The sequence below is a fragment of the Streptomyces sp. NBC_00659 genome (genome assembly GCF_036226925.1).
Taxonomy (GTDB): Bacteria; Actinomycetota; Actinomycetes; order Streptomycetales; family Streptomycetaceae; genus Streptomyces.
In genome coordinates this window covers 5,771,322-5,787,492 of the sequence record NZ_CP109031.1, presented here as the reverse complement: position 1 = coordinate 5,787,492, position 16,171 = coordinate 5,771,322, and the positions used below count along the sequence as shown (strand labels likewise).

Sequence of the window (16,171 nt, the reverse complement as noted above, 5' to 3'; positions counted from 1 at the left end):
ACAGGGTCAGACTAAGGAGCGGTGACCACCCTGGGAACAAGCGGGGGTGTACGGAGACCGCACTGTGACGGTTGTCCCTTCCTTGTACGGAAGGGAACCGTTTGGTGTTCAGCGGCTCCCGCCTGCCCGAACGCGGGGTGCGGCACGCAAAAGGGTTGCTCAGCGGCTGACTTGGTACGTCGACGACGCCTGCTCGTACAGCCGCGAGACCTCGTCGCGCTCGGCGTCCGGGCCGCGCACCTGGACCACGTGGTAGTGCCCGGCGAGGAGGATCGCGAGGTTGCGCACATAGAGCGAATGCCCCGCGGAGTCCTGCCAGGTGAACTGGCCCTCGGCCATCACCTTGCCGCCCACGTCGATCCGCCGCATCCCGCTGGAGGTCGCCCAGGTCGAGTCCCGGAAGGGCTGCAACTCCTTCTCGCTCTCCCGCTGGTAGGTCATCGGGTCGCTGCCGTACGTGGCCGTGCCGTCCCGCCCGGGTACGAGGATGAGCTCGAAGTCCCCCTGGGAGTAGACGACCTGGCCGCTGCCGTTCTTCGGCGAACGCGTCCAGCCGCTCGCCACGGCGACCTGGAATCCCTCGGGGTCCTTGCGGAGGGTGAACCCGTCGGCGACGCCGGGATCGGCGGTGGTGTGCGAGGAGGTCGAACTGGACTTCCCCGAGGGGCTCCTGCCGGGGTCCGGCGAGGCCTGGTCGGAGCCGGGCGCGTTGCTCGCGGTCGGGTCGCCACCGGACTGTGTGGCGGGGCCGGCCTGTCCGGCGGCGCCGGTGCGCCCGTCGTCGGTGCCGCTCCGGTCCGCCTTGGGCATGAAGACGACCGCGTACGTGACCGCGGCGGCCAGCAGGAGCAGGACGAGCAGGAGCAGGTTCCGGCCCAGCCGTCGGGGACCCGCCGTGTTCTCCCGCCTGGCCCGCTTGTGGCGGGCGTGCGGGCTGGTCGCGGGCAGTCCGGCGCGACGCCTGCGGACGAGCTCGCCCCGGCGCCGTACGATCGGCAGCCGGCTCGGGTCGACGGGCGGTGCGGGCACGACGTGCGCCCCCGCCTCGGGCTCCGGCGCGGACCGCACCAACGACCGCAGCCAGCCGCGCAGTTCCTCGAAGTCGAGCCGCTCCGTGGGGTCCTGGCGCAGCAGCGATTCGACGACGGGCCGCAGCGGCCCGCACTCCTCGGCGAACGCGGGCGGCTCCGCGCACACCAGCTGGACCAGCTCGGCGGTGCTCTCCTCCGGGTAGGGAGCGTGTCCCTGCACGGCACGGAAGAGCAGCGCGCCCAGCGCCCACAGGTCGGTCGCCGGTCCGATCGGGGCCGCCAACTGCCAGTTCTCGTGCACCGGTCCGGCCTGCTCGGGCGCCCAGCGCTCGGTGACCGGCCCGACCACGGCCATCCGCGCCTGCCGGGCCCGATCGGCCGCGAGCGCGGTGGCGGGACCCCGGCGCGGCGGAGCCCCGGCGACCAGATCGCCCCAGCCACCGCCGGGGCGGCCGGAGGGGTGCGGGGCGGGGGCGAGGTTCTGCGGAGTGCCGGGCACCGGGACGTGACCGGAGGCCGGGGGGACGCCGGGCGTGCGGGTGTGTCCGGGGTCGGTGAATCCGCCGGGAGGCACGGGTACCCGGGTGTCGCCGGGCGCCTGGAATCCGCCGGTGCGCCGGCCGTCGTCCGCGACCCGCTCGCCGCCGAAGGGCCGTCCGGGGGCGGGAACGCCCGGGCGGCCGCCGTGCCCGGTGCCGTAGGGGTCCTGTCCGGGCGCGAACGTGGAACGGCCGTACACCGTGTCACCCGGCGCCGGCCTGCCGCCCGGGCCCAGCGCCGGTCCCTGTCCCGATCCCGATCCCGATCCCGATCCCGAGGGCAGTGTGGGGCGGGCCGGGCCGTCGTTCCCGCCGAAGGCTCCGGCAGCCGGCGGCTGGACTCCGTACCTGCCGGTGCCGCCGACTCCGTACGGGTCGGCTATCTGGCCGGGGGGCGCGCCGGTCGGGTGCTGCCGGCCGCCCTGGCCGGGCAGTTGCGGCGAGTTGTGGGCCTGGGCCTGCGGGGAGTGCGGGGTGCCGTACCGGCTGTCCTGGCCGGTCTGCTCGCCGGGTGCCGAGGGCCGGGGTGCCGGCAGGGCGAGCGGGTCGCCCCGGTGCTCCCCCTGTACGCGGGCGGCGGCACGCGCTCCGGCGCGGTACGCGGCGATGGCTCCGGCGCGGGCGGCGCGGATGTCGTCCCCGGCGTCCTCCGCCTGCCCGCCCGTCTCCGGTCCGCCGTCCGCCCCGGCCGTACCTGGTGGACGGCCCGGACCCGCCGGACCGCCCGCTTCGAGGGCACGCGGTCCCCGGCCCGCCACGGGTGCCCCGGGGACCGGCGCCCCCGGAACCGGCGTTCCCTGCTCCGCGCGGGCCTCGATCGCCGCCCGCCGGGCCGCCTCGGCGTCCGCGCCGCTCGTGGCCGCCACGGCGACACCGCGCGCGCCGCCGCCGAATCCGGCACCGGCGACGGGTCCCCGTCCGCCCGCGGCGCCCTGCCCGCCTCCGGCGGCACCCGAAGGAGCGCCCGTCCCGGCCGGACCGGCGTCACCGGGCTGCCCGGCGCGGAGGCCGGATCCGTGACCGGTCGTGAAGTCGTCCTCCGGCGCGGGGACCGGGTCGTACCCGCACAGCGCCTCTTCCGCGGCCCCGGCCGCCAGTCCGGTGAGCAGGACGCGGCCGTCGTCGCAGACGAGCACCGTGCGCGCGGTGATGTTCCGGTGCACCCAGCCGTGCGCGTGCAGGACCCGCAGCGCGGTGAGGACGTCGGCCGCCACCTCCGCGGCGCGGTAGGGGCTGAGCGGCTTCTCGGCGAGCAGTGCGGCCAGCGGCCTCGCGGGCACCGACTCGCTGACGATCCACAGCGACCCGCCCTCGGCGAACACGTCGAAGACCTGGTCGAGCCGGGGATGGTCCGGGATCCGCGCGGCGGCCTGCGCCGCGTCGATCGCGCGCAGCACCGCCGGTTCGGTGGGCCGCCGGGTGGTGCGGGAGGACGCCCGCCGCACCCCGCCGTCCCGGGCCACGAACCCCTCGGGCAACCCGTCCGCGTCGAGCACCTCGGCCTCGACGACCTCGGGCAACGGCACCTGCCGTACCAGGACTTCCTGCCCGCTGTAGGTGTCGAAGGCCCGGCTCTCGGCGAGTTCGTACTCGTCGGACGGCGGCAGGGGCAGGCGGTAGCGGTCGGCCAGTACCCGTCCCGCGTAGTCGTCCACGATGCTCCCCCAGCCGACCGGTTGGTCAATTCCGTTCGCCGTGCGTTCCGTTGTGGCTTCGTTCGGTCCGCAACCACTCACGATACGTGCCCGAGGCAACCCGCAGAGCGGTGATGCGAGATCTCGGGCTCCGTTCGTCGCGGAACGTCACCTCGGCCGGCGGTACGTCATGACTTCGGCTGGAACGTCTCGGTCAGCGTGGCCCAGGTGCTCTTGCGCAGCGCGCTGTTCCACGCGGAGTCCTTGGCCGTGTACATCAGCGCGTAGCCCTGATGCGCGTTCACCACGAAACCCCGGTCGATCGAGTGGAACTTCGTGCCGCCGTCCACATAGGTGAACTCCCAGTCGGCCGTGTTCCAGCCTCGGTAGCTCACGCTCTCTATGACGATCTTCTTGTACTGGGGGCGCACCATGCCGCGCTCCTGGTTGTTCCAGTCCGCGACCGGGTCGTCCTTGGGCGTCGACGTCCAGCCGACGAGGAGCTTCTGTCCGTCGGGACCGGTGAACCTGGCTCCCGCTTCGTCCTGGGACTTGTACGCCCACCCCTTCGGCAGCCCGATCGAGAAGCCCTGGCCGCTCTTGTACGTCGTCACGGAGGCGGAACCCGAGCCCGACTCCTTGCCGTCGCCGCTCGAACCGGCCGAGTCGCTCTTGCTGGTGTCCGTGCCCGAGGTGTCCGAGGAGTCGTCCGAGCCGGAGCCCGACGTGTCGCCGCTGTCGGTGTGCGAGGTGTCGCTCTTGTCCTTGGCGTCGCTCTTGCTGTCGTCGCCGCTCTTCCCGCTGCCCGCGGCCGCTCCGCTGGAGGCGGTCGCCTTGGCGCCGGTGCCGCCCTTGGCGCCGTCGTCGTCCCCGCCGCCGAAGGTGAGGGCCAGCACGGTGCCGACCACGACCAGCGCCACGACGACCGCGATGATCACCAGGGTGCGCAGCGGCACGACATCCGTGAGCGAGGCCTTCGGCGCCGGGCGGACCGGGCGCTCGGGTGCCACCGGCCATCCGGACCCCGAACCGCCGCGCGTACCCGCGGCTCCGCCGCCTGCGGCCGAACCGGAGTTCACCGGCTTGCCGCCGGGACCGCTCGGCTGTACCGGCACGGACGGACTCGCCGCGGCGGTCGCCCCGGAGGCGCCACCGGCCGCCGCGCCGGACCCCGGACTCGTGCGCGGGGAGGCCGTCCTGGCCGCTCCCTCCGCCGGGTCGGAGCCCGAGCCGCCCGCCGTCTTGGCGCGGGAGGCCGCCGCCGAGGTGGCCGCCGCCGTGGCGGCCCCGGCCGCGGTCGCGGCCTTGCGCACCGACCGCAGGGCCCCGCGCAGCCGCGCCGGTTCCTCCGGCAGCGGCGGCATCGCCACGACCTTCGTCGCGTCCGGCGGCTCCGGCAGGCTCTTCTCGGACTCGGTCTCGCGCAGTACCTCGTTGAGCATGGCCCGGGCGCCCGCTTCGTCGAGCCGCTGCTCGGGATCCTTCGCGAGCAGGCCGTAGATCACGTTCTCCAGCGGGCCCGCGTTCTTGGGCTGTTCGACCGGCTCGGTCATCACCGCGGTGAGCGTCGCGATCGCGGAGCCCTTGTCGTAGGGCGGCACGCCTTCGACCGACGCGTACAGCAGACCGCCCAGCGACCACAGGTCGGCCGCGGGGCCGGGCTTGTGACCGCGCGCCCGCTCCGGCGAGATGTAGGAGGGCGCGCCGACGAGCATGCCGGTCGAGGTGATGGACGGGTCGCCCTCCACCTGGGCGATGCCGAAGTCGGTGAGCACGACCCGGCCGTCATGGTCGATCAGCACGTTCGACGGCTTCACGTCCCGGTGCAGGATGCCCTCACGGTGCGCCGACCGCAGCACGTCGAGGATGGCGAGACCCACCTCGGCGGCGCGCTTCGGCGTGAGCAGCCCGTCCTCACGGATGGCCTCGGCGAGGGACTTGCCCTCGATGAGTTCCATGACGATCCACGGCCGGTTGTCCTCGTCGACCACGTCGAAGACCGTCACCGCGCCGTTGTTGCGGATCCGCGCGATGGCCTTGGCCTCCCGCAGCGTGCGCGTGATCAGCCGGCGCTTCTCGTCCTCGTCGATGGCCGACGGGAACCGCAGCTCCTTCACGGCGACCGTACGGCCCAGGGTCTCGTCCTCGGCGCGCCACACCGTGCCCATGCCGCCGCGGCCGAGAACATCCCCCAGCCGGTACCGCCCGGCGAGGAGACGATCGCTCTTGTCCTGACGGGGTGCTCCCACCCGCTCTGCCTCCGACATGCGTCCCCTCATGCAACCCGCCCTGACAGAGCCTCCATTGTCCCCTACCCGACAAGTGCCCGGCGCCCTGGGGGCCCCTGGAACCGCAACAGCTCAGCCAGTGAGACGTCCGGACCCCGCCGAAGGCCCTCCCGCGGCCGTACACCGGCCGACCTGAACCGCTTCTGCGCGGCCCTGCTCGACGGCGGACTGCACCCCTCGCACTGGCTGCGCGACATGCTCGACACCCGGGCCGCACAAGGCTCGTACGGCATGGGGCCGTTCCCGGTGAAGCTGCCGTGCGGCACCACGGTGTGGGGGCACAACGGCCGGATCTCCGGCAGCTACGTGCGCAGCGCGGCCACCGTCGGCGGTCGCCGTGTCCTCACCTTCCGGGTGAACACGGACGGGGTCACGGACCCGACGCTCGAACCGGACCTGCTCGCCGCCGAGTTCTTTCCCCGCACCCCGTGGAACGGCCGGGCCGCGGGCGAAGACGGGATGCCGGCAGGAACCGTGTCACCAGCCGCAGCCGAACAGAGCTGCCCGGAGAGGCCGTGGAATTCGCCGCCGGCAGGTGCGGGTTCCCGCCACGGAGCCGGAGTCCTACGACCGACGTCATGTCGGGAGATTCGCACCGGCCGGCTGAGCGGCATCCTCGGGTTGTGGTTCCGGGGCACCTCGCCCACCCCCACGGTCCATCTCGCGCCATTCCGGCCGCAGCCCGGTCAGGTTCGTGGTGAGGAAGTACGCAGCCCCGCTTGCAAGCAGCACCGGCGCAAGTCCGACGGAGGCCACCGCCGCTCCGACGATCAGTCCACCGAGAGGGATACCGGCCCAGGCCAGCGAATCACCGAGCGCGTTGACCCGGCCCAGCATCCGGCGCGGCACTCGCTCGAAAAGGATGGCCCCCAGCACCGGGTTGAGGAAGCCCGACCCGAATCCACTGACGGCGAACACGGCCAGTACCGCTCCCGAGGGAGCATCGGAGGCGAGAATCAGGAACCTCGGCGCCCCGGCCACCAGGAACCCGGTGAAGAACACCACCCGGCGCCGCAGCCGGTGTGCTGCCATCGCGGCGATCAGACTCCCCGCGACCGCCGCGGCTCCCGTCACGCTGCCCATCAGGCCGATCGCGGCCGGCCCGTTGCCGGATTCCCTGGCCCAGACGGGCATGAGCACCGTGCCGAACCCCGCGTCCAGCAGGTTGGTGACCCCGACCATGACGATGACAGTCAGCATCAACGGCTCGCCACGCAGGAAGGCGAAGCCCTCGGCGAAACGTCGCCAGTAACCCGGTTCCGTCTCGCCGGCCCGCGGCGGGGCTTCCTTGACCGCATGGCCCACCCCACGAGGCAGTGCCACTCCGATGATCAACGATCCGAGAGTGAAGCAGCCCGCGTTGACGACCAGTCCTGTCATGGGGCCGAGCAGCGCCACCAACGAGCCGCCGGCCGCCGGGCCGATGGTGGAGGCGAGCCGCTCGGTCACGCCCGACAGACCGGCGGCCCGCTCCAACGGCACCCGGCCGAGCTCGGCGGCTTCCGGGACCATGACCTCCTTGGCCAGGTCGCCGGGGCCGCGGACCGCGCCGATCAGCGCGACCAGGGCCAGCAGGAGCGGAAAGGAGAGCAGGTCCAGGGCGTGGAACAGGGGAACCGCAGCGGCGGCGCTTGCGCTGGCCAGATCAGTGGTCCAGGAAACGGCCCGCGGGCCGATCCGGTCCACCAGCGGCCCGGTGAACGCCTTGACCGCCACGTAGGGAGTCATCTGACAGAAGGCGACCAGTCCGGTCTGGGTGGCGCTGCCGGTCGTGACGAGCACGAACCAGGGCAGCGCGACGGCAGCGACCCTGGTACCGGTCAGCGACACGGCCATGGCCGCCAGGACCCCGCCGAGCGGTCGTAAGGACCGCTTGCCGGGTATGCCGGCGGCGCCGGAGACGTCTTCCCTCATGACGTCTCCGTTCCTGTCACCGTCTGCGGGCCGGCGTGCGCCTCCGACGCGGCGGGCGTATCCAGCTCCGGCAGGAGGTGCGTGATGACGGCGACCCGCTCGGCTCCCTCCGGGGCTTTCGCCGCCGCGTCCGGCGTATCTCTCCGGTAGCGGGCGACGACTGCCCGCAACTCCTGGCGCAGGGTGGCGGTTTCCTCGGGCGTGAGCCGCAAGGCCCAGTCGCTCATGTCGAAGGTGCCCCGCCACGCATCGGGCATCGTCTGGAGCTCGTTGATCGCCCGCTGTGTGCGAAGGGTGTTGGTGGCGGCGACGGACTGCAGGAAGGCCTGGACGGCCTCGGGCTCGCGCTCGGCAAGCTCCGGATCATTGAGTTCCGTCATCTGATGCAACGAACGCCACCAGCGCTCTCGCGCGTTGCCGCGTTCCGTGTCCTCCTCGACGAAGCCGGCCGCGCCGAGCTGGCGCAGGTGGTAGCTGGCCGTGCCGGAGTTCACGCCGAGCCGCTCCGCAAGGCGGGTAGCCGTCGACGGGCCGTACTTCCGCAGCAGCCCGACCAACTCCACGCGCACCGGGTGCGCCAGGGCACGCAGCCCCTTGGCATCCAGAACGACCGCGTCCGCTTCAGCCTTCGGACCATCCGGCCCCGCACTCGTGTCAGTCATATCGCGCACTCTAGACCGCAAACAGTTCTTCGCAAAGACCTCTTCGCGAAGAACTGTTTGCGGTTCCACCGGGGACAGTCGCTCGACCGGCAGGTCCACGCGGTGCCACGGTTCTTGGCGGCACCTCAAGAGCCCGGCTCACGGCACCCGTTCGAAGGAGATGGGCGGGAAGCGGCGGTCAGAACGGCACGATGTCCGGCGCTCCCAGCCGGGCCGCGTCCGCCGTCAGGTCGTCCGGCTGGCGCTGGGACTCCCGTTCGGCCTCGACCCGCTTCTCGTAGTGCTCCACCTCGCGCTCGATCTGGTCCTTGTCCCAGCCGAGGACCGGGGCCATCAACTCGGCGGCCTCACGGGCGCTGCGGGTGCCCCGGTCGAAGGTCTCGATGGAGATGCGGGTACGCCGGGTCAGGACGTCGTCCAGGTGACGGGCGCCCTCGTGCGAGGCGGCGTAGACGATCTCGGCCCGGAGGTAGTCCTCGGCGGCCAGCAGGGGAGCGCCGAGGGACGGGTCCGCCGCGATGAGGTCGAGGAGCTCCTCGGCGAGCGCCCCGTACCGGTTCAACAGATGCTCCACACGCGCCACATGGATGCCGGTGCGCGCCGCGATCCGCGCTCGCGCGTTCCACAGCGCCCGGTACCCCTCGGCGCCGAGCAGCGGGGTGTCCTCGGTGACGCATTCGGCGACCCGCTGGTCGAGGCCGTGCACCGCCGCGTCGACCGCGTCCTTGGCCATCACCCGGTAGGTCGTGTACTTGCCGCCGGCCACGACCACGAGTCCGGGCACCGGGTGGGCCACGGTGTGCTCGCGCGACAGCTTGCTGGTGGCGTCCGACTCCCCGGCCAGCAGCGGCCGCAGCCCCGCGTACACCCCCTCGACGTCGTCACGGGTGAGCGGCACGGAGAGCACCGAGTTCACATGCTCCAGCAGATAGTCGATGTCCGCGCTGGACGCGGCCGGATGCGCCTTGTCCAGGTCCCAGTCGGTGTCGGTGGTGCCGATGATCCAGTGGCGGCCCCAGGGGATCACGAACAGCACGGACTTCTCGGTGCGCAGGATCAGGCCCGTCGAGGAGTGGATCCGGTCCTTCGGCACGACCAGATGGATGCCCTTGGACGCCCGGACGTGGAACTGGCCCCGCTCCCCGACCATGGCCTGGGTGTCGTCGGTCCACACGCCGGTGGCGTTGACGATCTGGCGGGCGCGGACCTCGTACTCGCCGCCGCCCTCGACGTCGCGCACCCTGGCCCCGACCACCCGCTCGCCCTCGCGCAGGAATCCGGCGACCCGCGCACGGTTGGCGACCTTCGCACCGTACGAAGCGGCCGTGCGCACCAGGGTCGCCACATAGCGGGCGTCGTCCATCTGGGCGTCGTAGTACTGCAGGGCGCCGATCAGCGCGTCCCTCTTCAGCGCCGGTGCGACGCGCAGGGCGTGGCGGCGGCTCAGATGGCGATGCGGGGGCAGGCCGCGGCCGTGACCGCGGGCCATCGACATGGCGTCGTACAACGCGACGCCGGAGCCCGCGTACAGCCGCTCCCAGCCCTTGTGCTGGAGGGGGTAGAGGAACGGGACCGGCTTGACCAGGTGCGGCGCGAGCCGCTCGAGGAGCAGGCCGCGCTCCTTCAGCGCCTCGCGGACGAGCGCGAAGTCGAGCATCTCCAGATACCGCAGGCCGCCGTGGATCAGCTTGCTGGATCTGCTCGACGTGCCCGACGCCCAGTCACGCGCCTCGACCAGGCCGGTGGACAGACCGCGCGTCGCGGCGTCCAGCGCGGTGCCCGCGCCGACCACGCCCGCGCCCACGACCAGCACGTCCAGCTCACGCTCGGCCATTCCCGCCAGTGACTCGGCGCGCTCCGCCGGCCCCAGTGTCGCTGTCCTCACCGCTGCCTCCCGCTGTAGGTCGCGCTGGCCGCACCGTCCGGCGACGCCCGGCTCACATCCCCCCTGCCCAAAGTCTGACCGTCTCTCCCCTCATCGGCCACCGTCCGTCCTCGGCCTGTGGACAACTCTGGGCGACGCGCAAGGAATCTTGATCGATCAATCCCGCAAATCGGTCATATTTACTCCTAGTCTGACATTGCTCTCGCCCGTCCTGTCCACAGGGCTTGCGCACCTGTCCCACATCGGTTACTGGGAAGGACGGCCCACTCCATGCCCGCAGACCTCGCCGTCATCGGACTCGGTCACCTAGGCCTGCCCCTGGCCCAGGCCGCCGTCGCCGCCGGCATCTCCACCCTCGGCTACAGAACCGGGCCGGAAGGCGGCTCCCTCACCCCCGCGGAGCTGCGCCGGATGCTCGCGGGCGGCTTCCGGCCGGCCACGAACCCGGCCGAGCTGGGCCGTGTCCGCACCGCCGTCATCTGCGCACCGACCCCACGGGGCGCGGACGGCGCCCTGGACCTCGGCCAGGTGGAGTCGGCGGCCCGCGCCCTGGCCGCACGGCTGCGCCCGCACACCACGGTCATCCTGGAATCACCCGTGCACCCCGGCACCACCGAGGCGTTCCTCCGCCCGCTCCTCGAAACCGGTTCCGGGCTGCGCGCCGGGCGCGATTTCCACCTCGCGTACTCACCCAGCCGGGTCGACCCCGGCAACCGCGACGTCACCCCCGCCGGGACACCGAAGGTCATCGGCGGTCTCACCCCCGCGTGCACCGAGTCGGCAGCCGCGTTCTACGGCCGGCTCACCGACAAGGTCGTCCGCGCGCGGGGCCCCCGCGAGGCGGAGACCGTGCAGGTCCTGGAGACCAACTTCCGGCACGTCAACATCGCGCTCGTCAACGAGATGGCCGTGCTCTGCCACGACCTGGGCGTCGACCTGTGGGACGTCATCCGCTGCGCGGAGACCAAGCCGTTCGGGTTCCAGGCGTTCCGGCCCGGCCCGGGAGTCGGCGGCCACGGGATCGCCCAGGACCTCGGCGGCCCCTCCGGACGCCCGCTGCGGATGGTCGAACTGGCCCGGCAGGTCAACAACCACATGCCCCAGTACGTCATCCAGCGCGCCGCCGCGCTGCTCAACGAGCACGGGAAGTCCGCCCGGGCCGCGCGGGTGCTCCTCCTCGGCGTCACCTACAAGGCCGACATCGCCGACCAACAGGGCTCCCCCGCCCACGAGATCGCCGTACGGCTGATGGAACTCGGCGCGGCCGTCAGCTATCACGACCCGCACGTGCCGGCCTGGAGCGTCCTCGGGCGGCCCGTACCGCGCGCGGACTCCCTCTACGAGGCCGCGGCCGACGCCGACCTGACGATCCTGCTCCAGCAGCACCGCACCTACGACCTGCAAGGCCTGTCGGTGAAAGCCCAACTTCTCCTGGACACAAGGGGGGCGACCCCGACGGGAGCGGCACACCGGCTCTGAGCCGGGGAATTACCTCACCGATTGTCACTCCCCCCTGCTAATCTGCGGCAGCTCTCGCACACGCGTGCGCCCATGCCCCGGGCGCCGACAGGTGTGCGGCGACACTCCACGCGCACACCGACAGTGCGCCCGCATCCCTGGGGGGAACCACATGAGCCAGTCCACGCCGCCGTCCGGACCACCGGTCGACAACAACCCGTACGCCACGGACGCGCCCGCGCCCGCCGCTGCCGCCGCGCCCGCCGCGCCGACCGACCAGCCGCCCGTCCCGCAGCAGGCCTTCCCGCAGGGCGCGCCCCAGCCGGGCTTCCCGGTCGCGCCCGTCGCCCCGGCCGCCCCGGCGCAGGGCAACTTCGCGCTCGGCGTCGTCGCCGCCATCGGCGCCGGTGTGGTCTCCGCGATCCTGTACGGCCTGATCATCGGCCTCACCAAGCACGAGATCGGCTACGCCGCCGTCGGTGTCGGCTTCCTCGTCGGCATCGCCGCGGGCCGCATCGGCGGCCGCAACCAGACGCTCCCGGTCGTCAGCGTGATCGTCTCCGTCGCCGGGATCTACCTCGGTCAGCTCATCGGCACGGCCATGATCGGCGCCGACGAAACCGGCCTCGGCTTCAGCACGATCTTCTTCGACCACTTCGACGTGGTCCAGCAGGCATGGAAGGACGGGTCCGACCCGCTGACCTTCGTCTTCTTCGCGATCGCGGCCTACGTGGCGTTCCAGAGCGCCCGCAAGACCGGGCACAGCCACTGAGATACCGGTCCGGCTGTTCCCGCTCATGAACGGCCGGCAGGACCCGAACACGTGAGAAGGGCCCCACCGACTCGGTGGGGCCCTTCTCACGTACAGACGTGAGCGCTGGTGAAGCCGTGGTGGCTACCGCTTGTGCTGCGAGTCCGCGACCGTCACCTCGACGCGCTGGAACTCCTTGAGCTCGCTGTAGCCGGTCGTGGCCATGGCGCGGCGGAGGGCGCCGAAGATGTTCATCGAGCCGTCCGGGATGTGCGACGGACCGGTGAGGATCTCCTCGATCGTGCCGACGGTGCCGAGGTCGACCTTCTTGCCGCGCGGCAGCTCCTCGTTCACCGCCTCCATGCCCCAGTGGTTGCCGCGGCCGGGCGCGTCGGTGGCGCGCGCGAGCGGGGAGCCCATCATCACGGAGTCGGCGCCGCAGGCGATGGCCTTGGGGAGGTCGCCGGACCAGCCCACACCGCCGTCGGCGATGACGTGCACGTACCGGCCGCCGGACTCGTCCATGTAGTCGCGGCGGGCCGCGGCGACGTCCGCGACGGCGGTGGCCATCGGGACCTGGATGCCCAGCACGTTGCGCGTGGTGTGCGCGGCACCGCCGCCGAAACCGACCAGGACACCTGCCGCGCCGGTGCGCATCAGGTGCAGCGCCGCGGTGTACGTGGCACAGCCGCCGACGATCACCGGGACGTCGAGCTCGTAGATGAACTGCTTCAGGTTCAGCGGCTCGGCGGCACCGGAGACGTGCTCGGCCGACACCGTCGTACCGCGGATGACGAAGATGTCCACACCCGCGTCGACGACGGCCTTGGAGAACTGCGCCGTGCGCTGCGGGGAGAGGGCGGCGGCGGTGACGACTCCCGAGTCGCGCACCTCCTTTATGCGCTGCCCGATCAGCTCCTCCTTGATGGGAGCCGCGTAGATCTCCTGGAGACGGCGGGTCGCGGTCTCCGAGTCCATACCGGCGATCTCGTCCAGCAGCGGCTGCGGGTCGTCGTACCGCGTCCAGAGGCCTTCCAGGTTCAGGACGCCCAGGCCGCCCAGCTCGCCGATACGGATCGCGGTGGCCGGGGAGACGACCGAGTCCATGGGGGCGGCCAGGAAGGGCAGCTCGAAGCGGTACGCGTCGATCTGCCAGGCGATCGAGACCTCCTTCGGGTCCCGCGTACGGCGGCTCGGGACGACGGCGATGTCGTCGAAGGCGTACGCCCGGCGGCCGCGCTTGCCGCGCCCGATCTCGATCTCAGTCACGTTGTGGCCTTTCCCTCTTCGCTTCTGCGCCTCCCAGTATCCCCGACGCCCACGACAAGGGCGGCCCCGGAAACTCCGGGGCCGCCCTCGTGGCGGGTCTCGACGCGCGTGTGGAAGACCGTTCAGCTGTACGGACGACTACTTGAGGCGGCTGTAGTTCGGCGCCTCGACCGTCATCTGGATGTCGTGCGGGTGGCTCTCCTTGAGGCCCGCCGAGGTGATACGCACGAACCGGCCGCGGTCCTGGAGCTCGGGCACCGTACGGCCGCCGACGTAGAACATCGACTGGCGCAGACCGCCGACCAGTTGGTGGACGACCGCGGAGAGCGGGCCGCGGTAGGGCACCTGGCCCTCGATGCCCTCGGGGACGAGCTTCTCGTCGGAGGCGACACCCTCCTGGAAGTAGCGGTCCTTGGAGAAGGAGCGCTGCTCGCCACGGGACTGCATGGCGCCCAGGGAGCCCATGCCGCGGTACGACTTGAACTGCTTGCCGTTGATGAACATCAGCTCGCCCGGGGACTCCTCGCAGCCCGCGAGCAGCGAGCCGAGCATCACCGTGTCGGCGCCCGCGACCAGGGCCTTGGCGATGTCGCCGGAGTACTGGAGGCCACCGTCGCCGATGACCGGGACGCCGGCCGCCTTGGCGGCGAGCGACGCCTCGTAGATGGCCGTCACCTGCGGTACGCCGATACCGGCGACGACGCGGGTGGTGCAGATGGAACCGGGGCCGACACCGACCTTGATGCCGTCGACGCCCGCGTCGATGAGGGCCTGCGCGCCGTCACGGGTGGCGATGTTGCCGCCGATGACGTCGACGCCCGAGGAGTTCGACTTGATCTTGGCGACCATGTCGCCGACCAGACGGGAGTGGCCGTGCGCGGTGTCGACGACGATGAAGTCGACGCCGGCCTCGATCAGGGCCTGGGCCCGCTCGAAGGCGTCACCGGCGACACCGACAGCCGCGCCGACCAGCAGACGGCCCTCGCCGTCCTTGGCCGCGTTCGGGTACTTCTCCGCCTTGACGAAGTCCTTGACGGTGATGAGGCCCTTGAGGACGCCCGCGTCGTCGACCAGCGGAAGCTTCTCGATCTTGTGGCGGCGCAGCAGCTGCATCGCGTCGGCACCCGAGATGCCGACCTTGCCGGTGACCAGCGGCATCGGCGTCATGACCTCGCGCACCTGGCGCGAGCGGTCGGTCTCGAAGGCCATGTCGCGGTTGGTGACGATGCCGAGCAGCTTGCCTCCGCCGTCCGTGACCGGCACACCGGAGATCCGGAACTTGGCACAGATCGCGTCGGCCTCGCCGAGCGTGGCGTCCGGGTGCACGGTGATCGGGTCGGTCACCATGCCGGACTCGGAGCGCTTCACCAGGTCGACCTGGTTGGCCTGGTCCTCGATGGACAGGTTGCGGTGCAGAACACCGACGCCGCCCTGACGGGCCATCGCGATCGCCATACGCGATTCGGTGACCTTGTCCATGGCTGCGGAGAGCAGCGGGATGTTGACCCGAACGTTCTTCGAGATGTGCGAGGCGGTGTCGATCTGGTCGGGCGCCATGTCCGACGAGCCCGGCAGCAGCAGCACGTCGTCGTAGGTCAGCCCGAGTGTCGCGAATTTGGCGGGCACTCCGTCGACGTTGGCAGTCATGACACCTTCCCCAAATGGCCTTGATCGGTGCGGATGTCCATGCTAACGGGAAGCATGGCTCTCTCATTCCACGGTTGAGGGTGGGCTTCGGCTTCGTATGTTCGTACGGGATGACGGTCACTCCCGTTCAGACCCGTGCCCGGAGAAGGGCCCGGAGCCCGCTCGGGCAGCCCAGCCGGGGTGGGCTGACGCCGGCCGGCACCCCGCCCCGCCCGCGAAGGGCGGCACGGAGCCGTCCCGGCCGGCCGGATCGACGCCCGCCGGGACCCGCCACCTTTTGCCTGCAATTTGCGGAGGAAAAGGGCTCCGCCGCACGGGGCGCCGGCTGTCCGCGGTGACCGGTATCACCGGAACGTGTCCCGCCGGCAGATACGCGGCGGGCGCGACGGACACGGCGGGACCGCGCCACCCCGGCCACGGCGTCACCGTGGCCGGACCCGGATCCCTACTGCTCCGCCAGCGCCCGCAGCCGGCTGAGCGCACGGTGCTGGGCCACCCGGACGGCACCCGGTGACATGCCCAGCATCTGGCCGGTCTCCTCCGCCGTGAGGCCCACCGCGATGCGCAGAAGGAGCAGCTCGCGCTGGTTCTCGGGGAGGTTGGCCATGAGTTTCTTCGCCCATTCGGCGTCACTGCTGAGCAGCGCGCGCTCCTCGGGACCGAGGGAGTCGTCGGGCCGCTCCGGCATCTCGTCGGACGGGACGACCGTGGACCCCGGATGGCGCATCGCGGCACGCTGGAGGTCGGCGACCTTGTGCGCGGCGATCGCGAACACAAACGCCTCGAACGGGCGCCCGGTGTCCTTGTAGCGCGGCAGCGCGAGGAGCACCGCGACACAGACCTCCTGCGCCAGGTCCTCCACGAAGTGCCGCGCGTCCCCCGGGAGCCGGGACAGACGGGCGCGGCAGTAACGCAGCGCGAGCGGGTGTACGTGGGCGAGCAGGTCGTGCGTGGCCTGTTCGTCGCCGTCGACCGCGCGAAGGACGAGCGCACCGATCCCCGTCGTCTCGTCTTCACGCATCGGTCCATGGTGCCTCGACGTCGTCCTGTCCGTGGCACCGCGTCCATAGTTGTGCACCGAAGCGTTATGAGC

Annotated in this window: 10 protein-coding genes and 1 pseudogene; 3 read left to right on the top strand and 8 right to left on the bottom strand. The window is 72.0% G+C overall.

The genetic code is table 11. The annotated features are described in order from the left end of the window. Positions 1–159 precede the first annotated feature (159 nt). Both OG410_RS25390 and OG410_RS25385 read right to left on the bottom strand, forming a co-directional pair. Positions 160–3,225, bottom strand: coding sequence for a protein kinase (locus tag OG410_RS25390; protein ID WP_329301270.1), 3,066 nt, complete (start codon positions 3,223–3,225; stop codon positions 160–162). Positions 3,226–3,392: 167 nt separating this feature from the next. Next, entirely contained in the window at positions 3,393–5,471 is a 2,079-nt protein-coding gene (locus tag OG410_RS25385) for a serine/threonine-protein kinase (protein WP_329301269.1), read from the bottom strand. Between the two features lie 141 nt (positions 5,472–5,612). Here OG410_RS25385 and OG410_RS25380 point away from each other — a divergent pair. Further along, positions 5,613–5,918 (top strand): annotated as a pseudogene (locus tag OG410_RS25380) (serine hydrolase); the annotation flags it as partial. Between the two features lie 150 nt (positions 5,919–6,068). Here the strand turns inward: OG410_RS25380 and OG410_RS25375 are convergent. The 3 genes from OG410_RS25375 to OG410_RS25365 form a co-directional block, all read right to left on the bottom strand. After that, the gene (locus OG410_RS25375; protein ID WP_329301268.1) at positions 6,069–7,406 is read right to left on the bottom strand and encodes an MFS transporter; all 1,338 of its coding nucleotides are present in this window, start codon (positions 7,404–7,406) and stop codon (positions 6,069–6,071) included. Then, positions 7,403–8,068, bottom strand: coding sequence for an ArsR/SmtB family transcription factor (locus tag OG410_RS25370; RefSeq protein ID WP_329304233.1), 666 nt, complete (start codon positions 8,066–8,068; stop codon positions 7,403–7,405). Before OG410_RS25370 ends, OG410_RS25375 begins: the two co-directional genes overlap by 4 nt. 178 nt (positions 8,069–8,246) lie before the next feature. Continuing rightward, positions 8,247–9,953 carry a glycerol-3-phosphate dehydrogenase/oxidase gene (locus OG410_RS25365; RefSeq protein ID WP_329301267.1) on the bottom strand — a complete coding sequence of 569 codons (1,707 nt, stop codon included), beginning with the start codon at positions 9,951–9,953 and terminating at the stop codon, positions 8,247–8,249. A gap of 270 nt (positions 9,954–10,223) precedes the next feature. Here OG410_RS25365 and OG410_RS25360 point away from each other — a divergent pair, with 270 nt between their 5' ends. Both OG410_RS25360 and OG410_RS25355 read left to right on the top strand, forming a co-directional pair. Next, positions 10,224–11,432, top strand: a complete 1,209-nt coding sequence (locus tag OG410_RS25360) for a nucleotide sugar dehydrogenase (RefSeq protein WP_329301266.1) — start codon at positions 10,224–10,226, stop codon at positions 11,430–11,432. A gap of 151 nt (positions 11,433–11,583) precedes the next feature. Beyond that, positions 11,584–12,183: a hypothetical protein gene (locus OG410_RS25355; protein WP_329301265.1), complete on the top strand. Its 600-nt coding sequence runs from the start codon at positions 11,584–11,586 to the stop codon at positions 12,181–12,183. 123 nt (positions 12,184–12,306) lie between these two features. On the opposite strand, the gene OG410_RS25350 is transcribed toward OG410_RS25355, so the two are convergent. The 3 genes from OG410_RS25350 to OG410_RS25340 all read right to left on the bottom strand — a co-directional run bounded on the left by OG410_RS25350 (position 12,307) and on the right by OG410_RS25340 (position 16,099). Continuing rightward, positions 12,307–13,431 carry a GuaB3 family IMP dehydrogenase-related protein gene (locus tag OG410_RS25350; RefSeq protein WP_329301264.1) on the bottom strand — a complete coding sequence of 375 codons (1,125 nt, stop codon included), beginning with the start codon at positions 13,429–13,431 and terminating at the stop codon, positions 12,307–12,309. Between the two features lie 138 nt (positions 13,432–13,569). After that, positions 13,570–15,078 (bottom strand): IMP dehydrogenase, encoded by a 1,509-nt coding sequence (gene guaB / locus OG410_RS25345; RefSeq protein WP_329301263.1) that lies wholly within the window; start codon positions 15,076–15,078, stop codon positions 13,570–13,572. Positions 15,079–15,523: 445 nt separating this feature from the next. Beyond that, a complete protein-coding gene (locus OG410_RS25340) occupies positions 15,524–16,099 on the bottom strand; it encodes a sigma-70 family RNA polymerase sigma factor (RefSeq protein ID WP_326785994.1) in 576 nt (191 codons plus the stop codon). Positions 16,100–16,171: the final 72 nt, after the last annotated feature.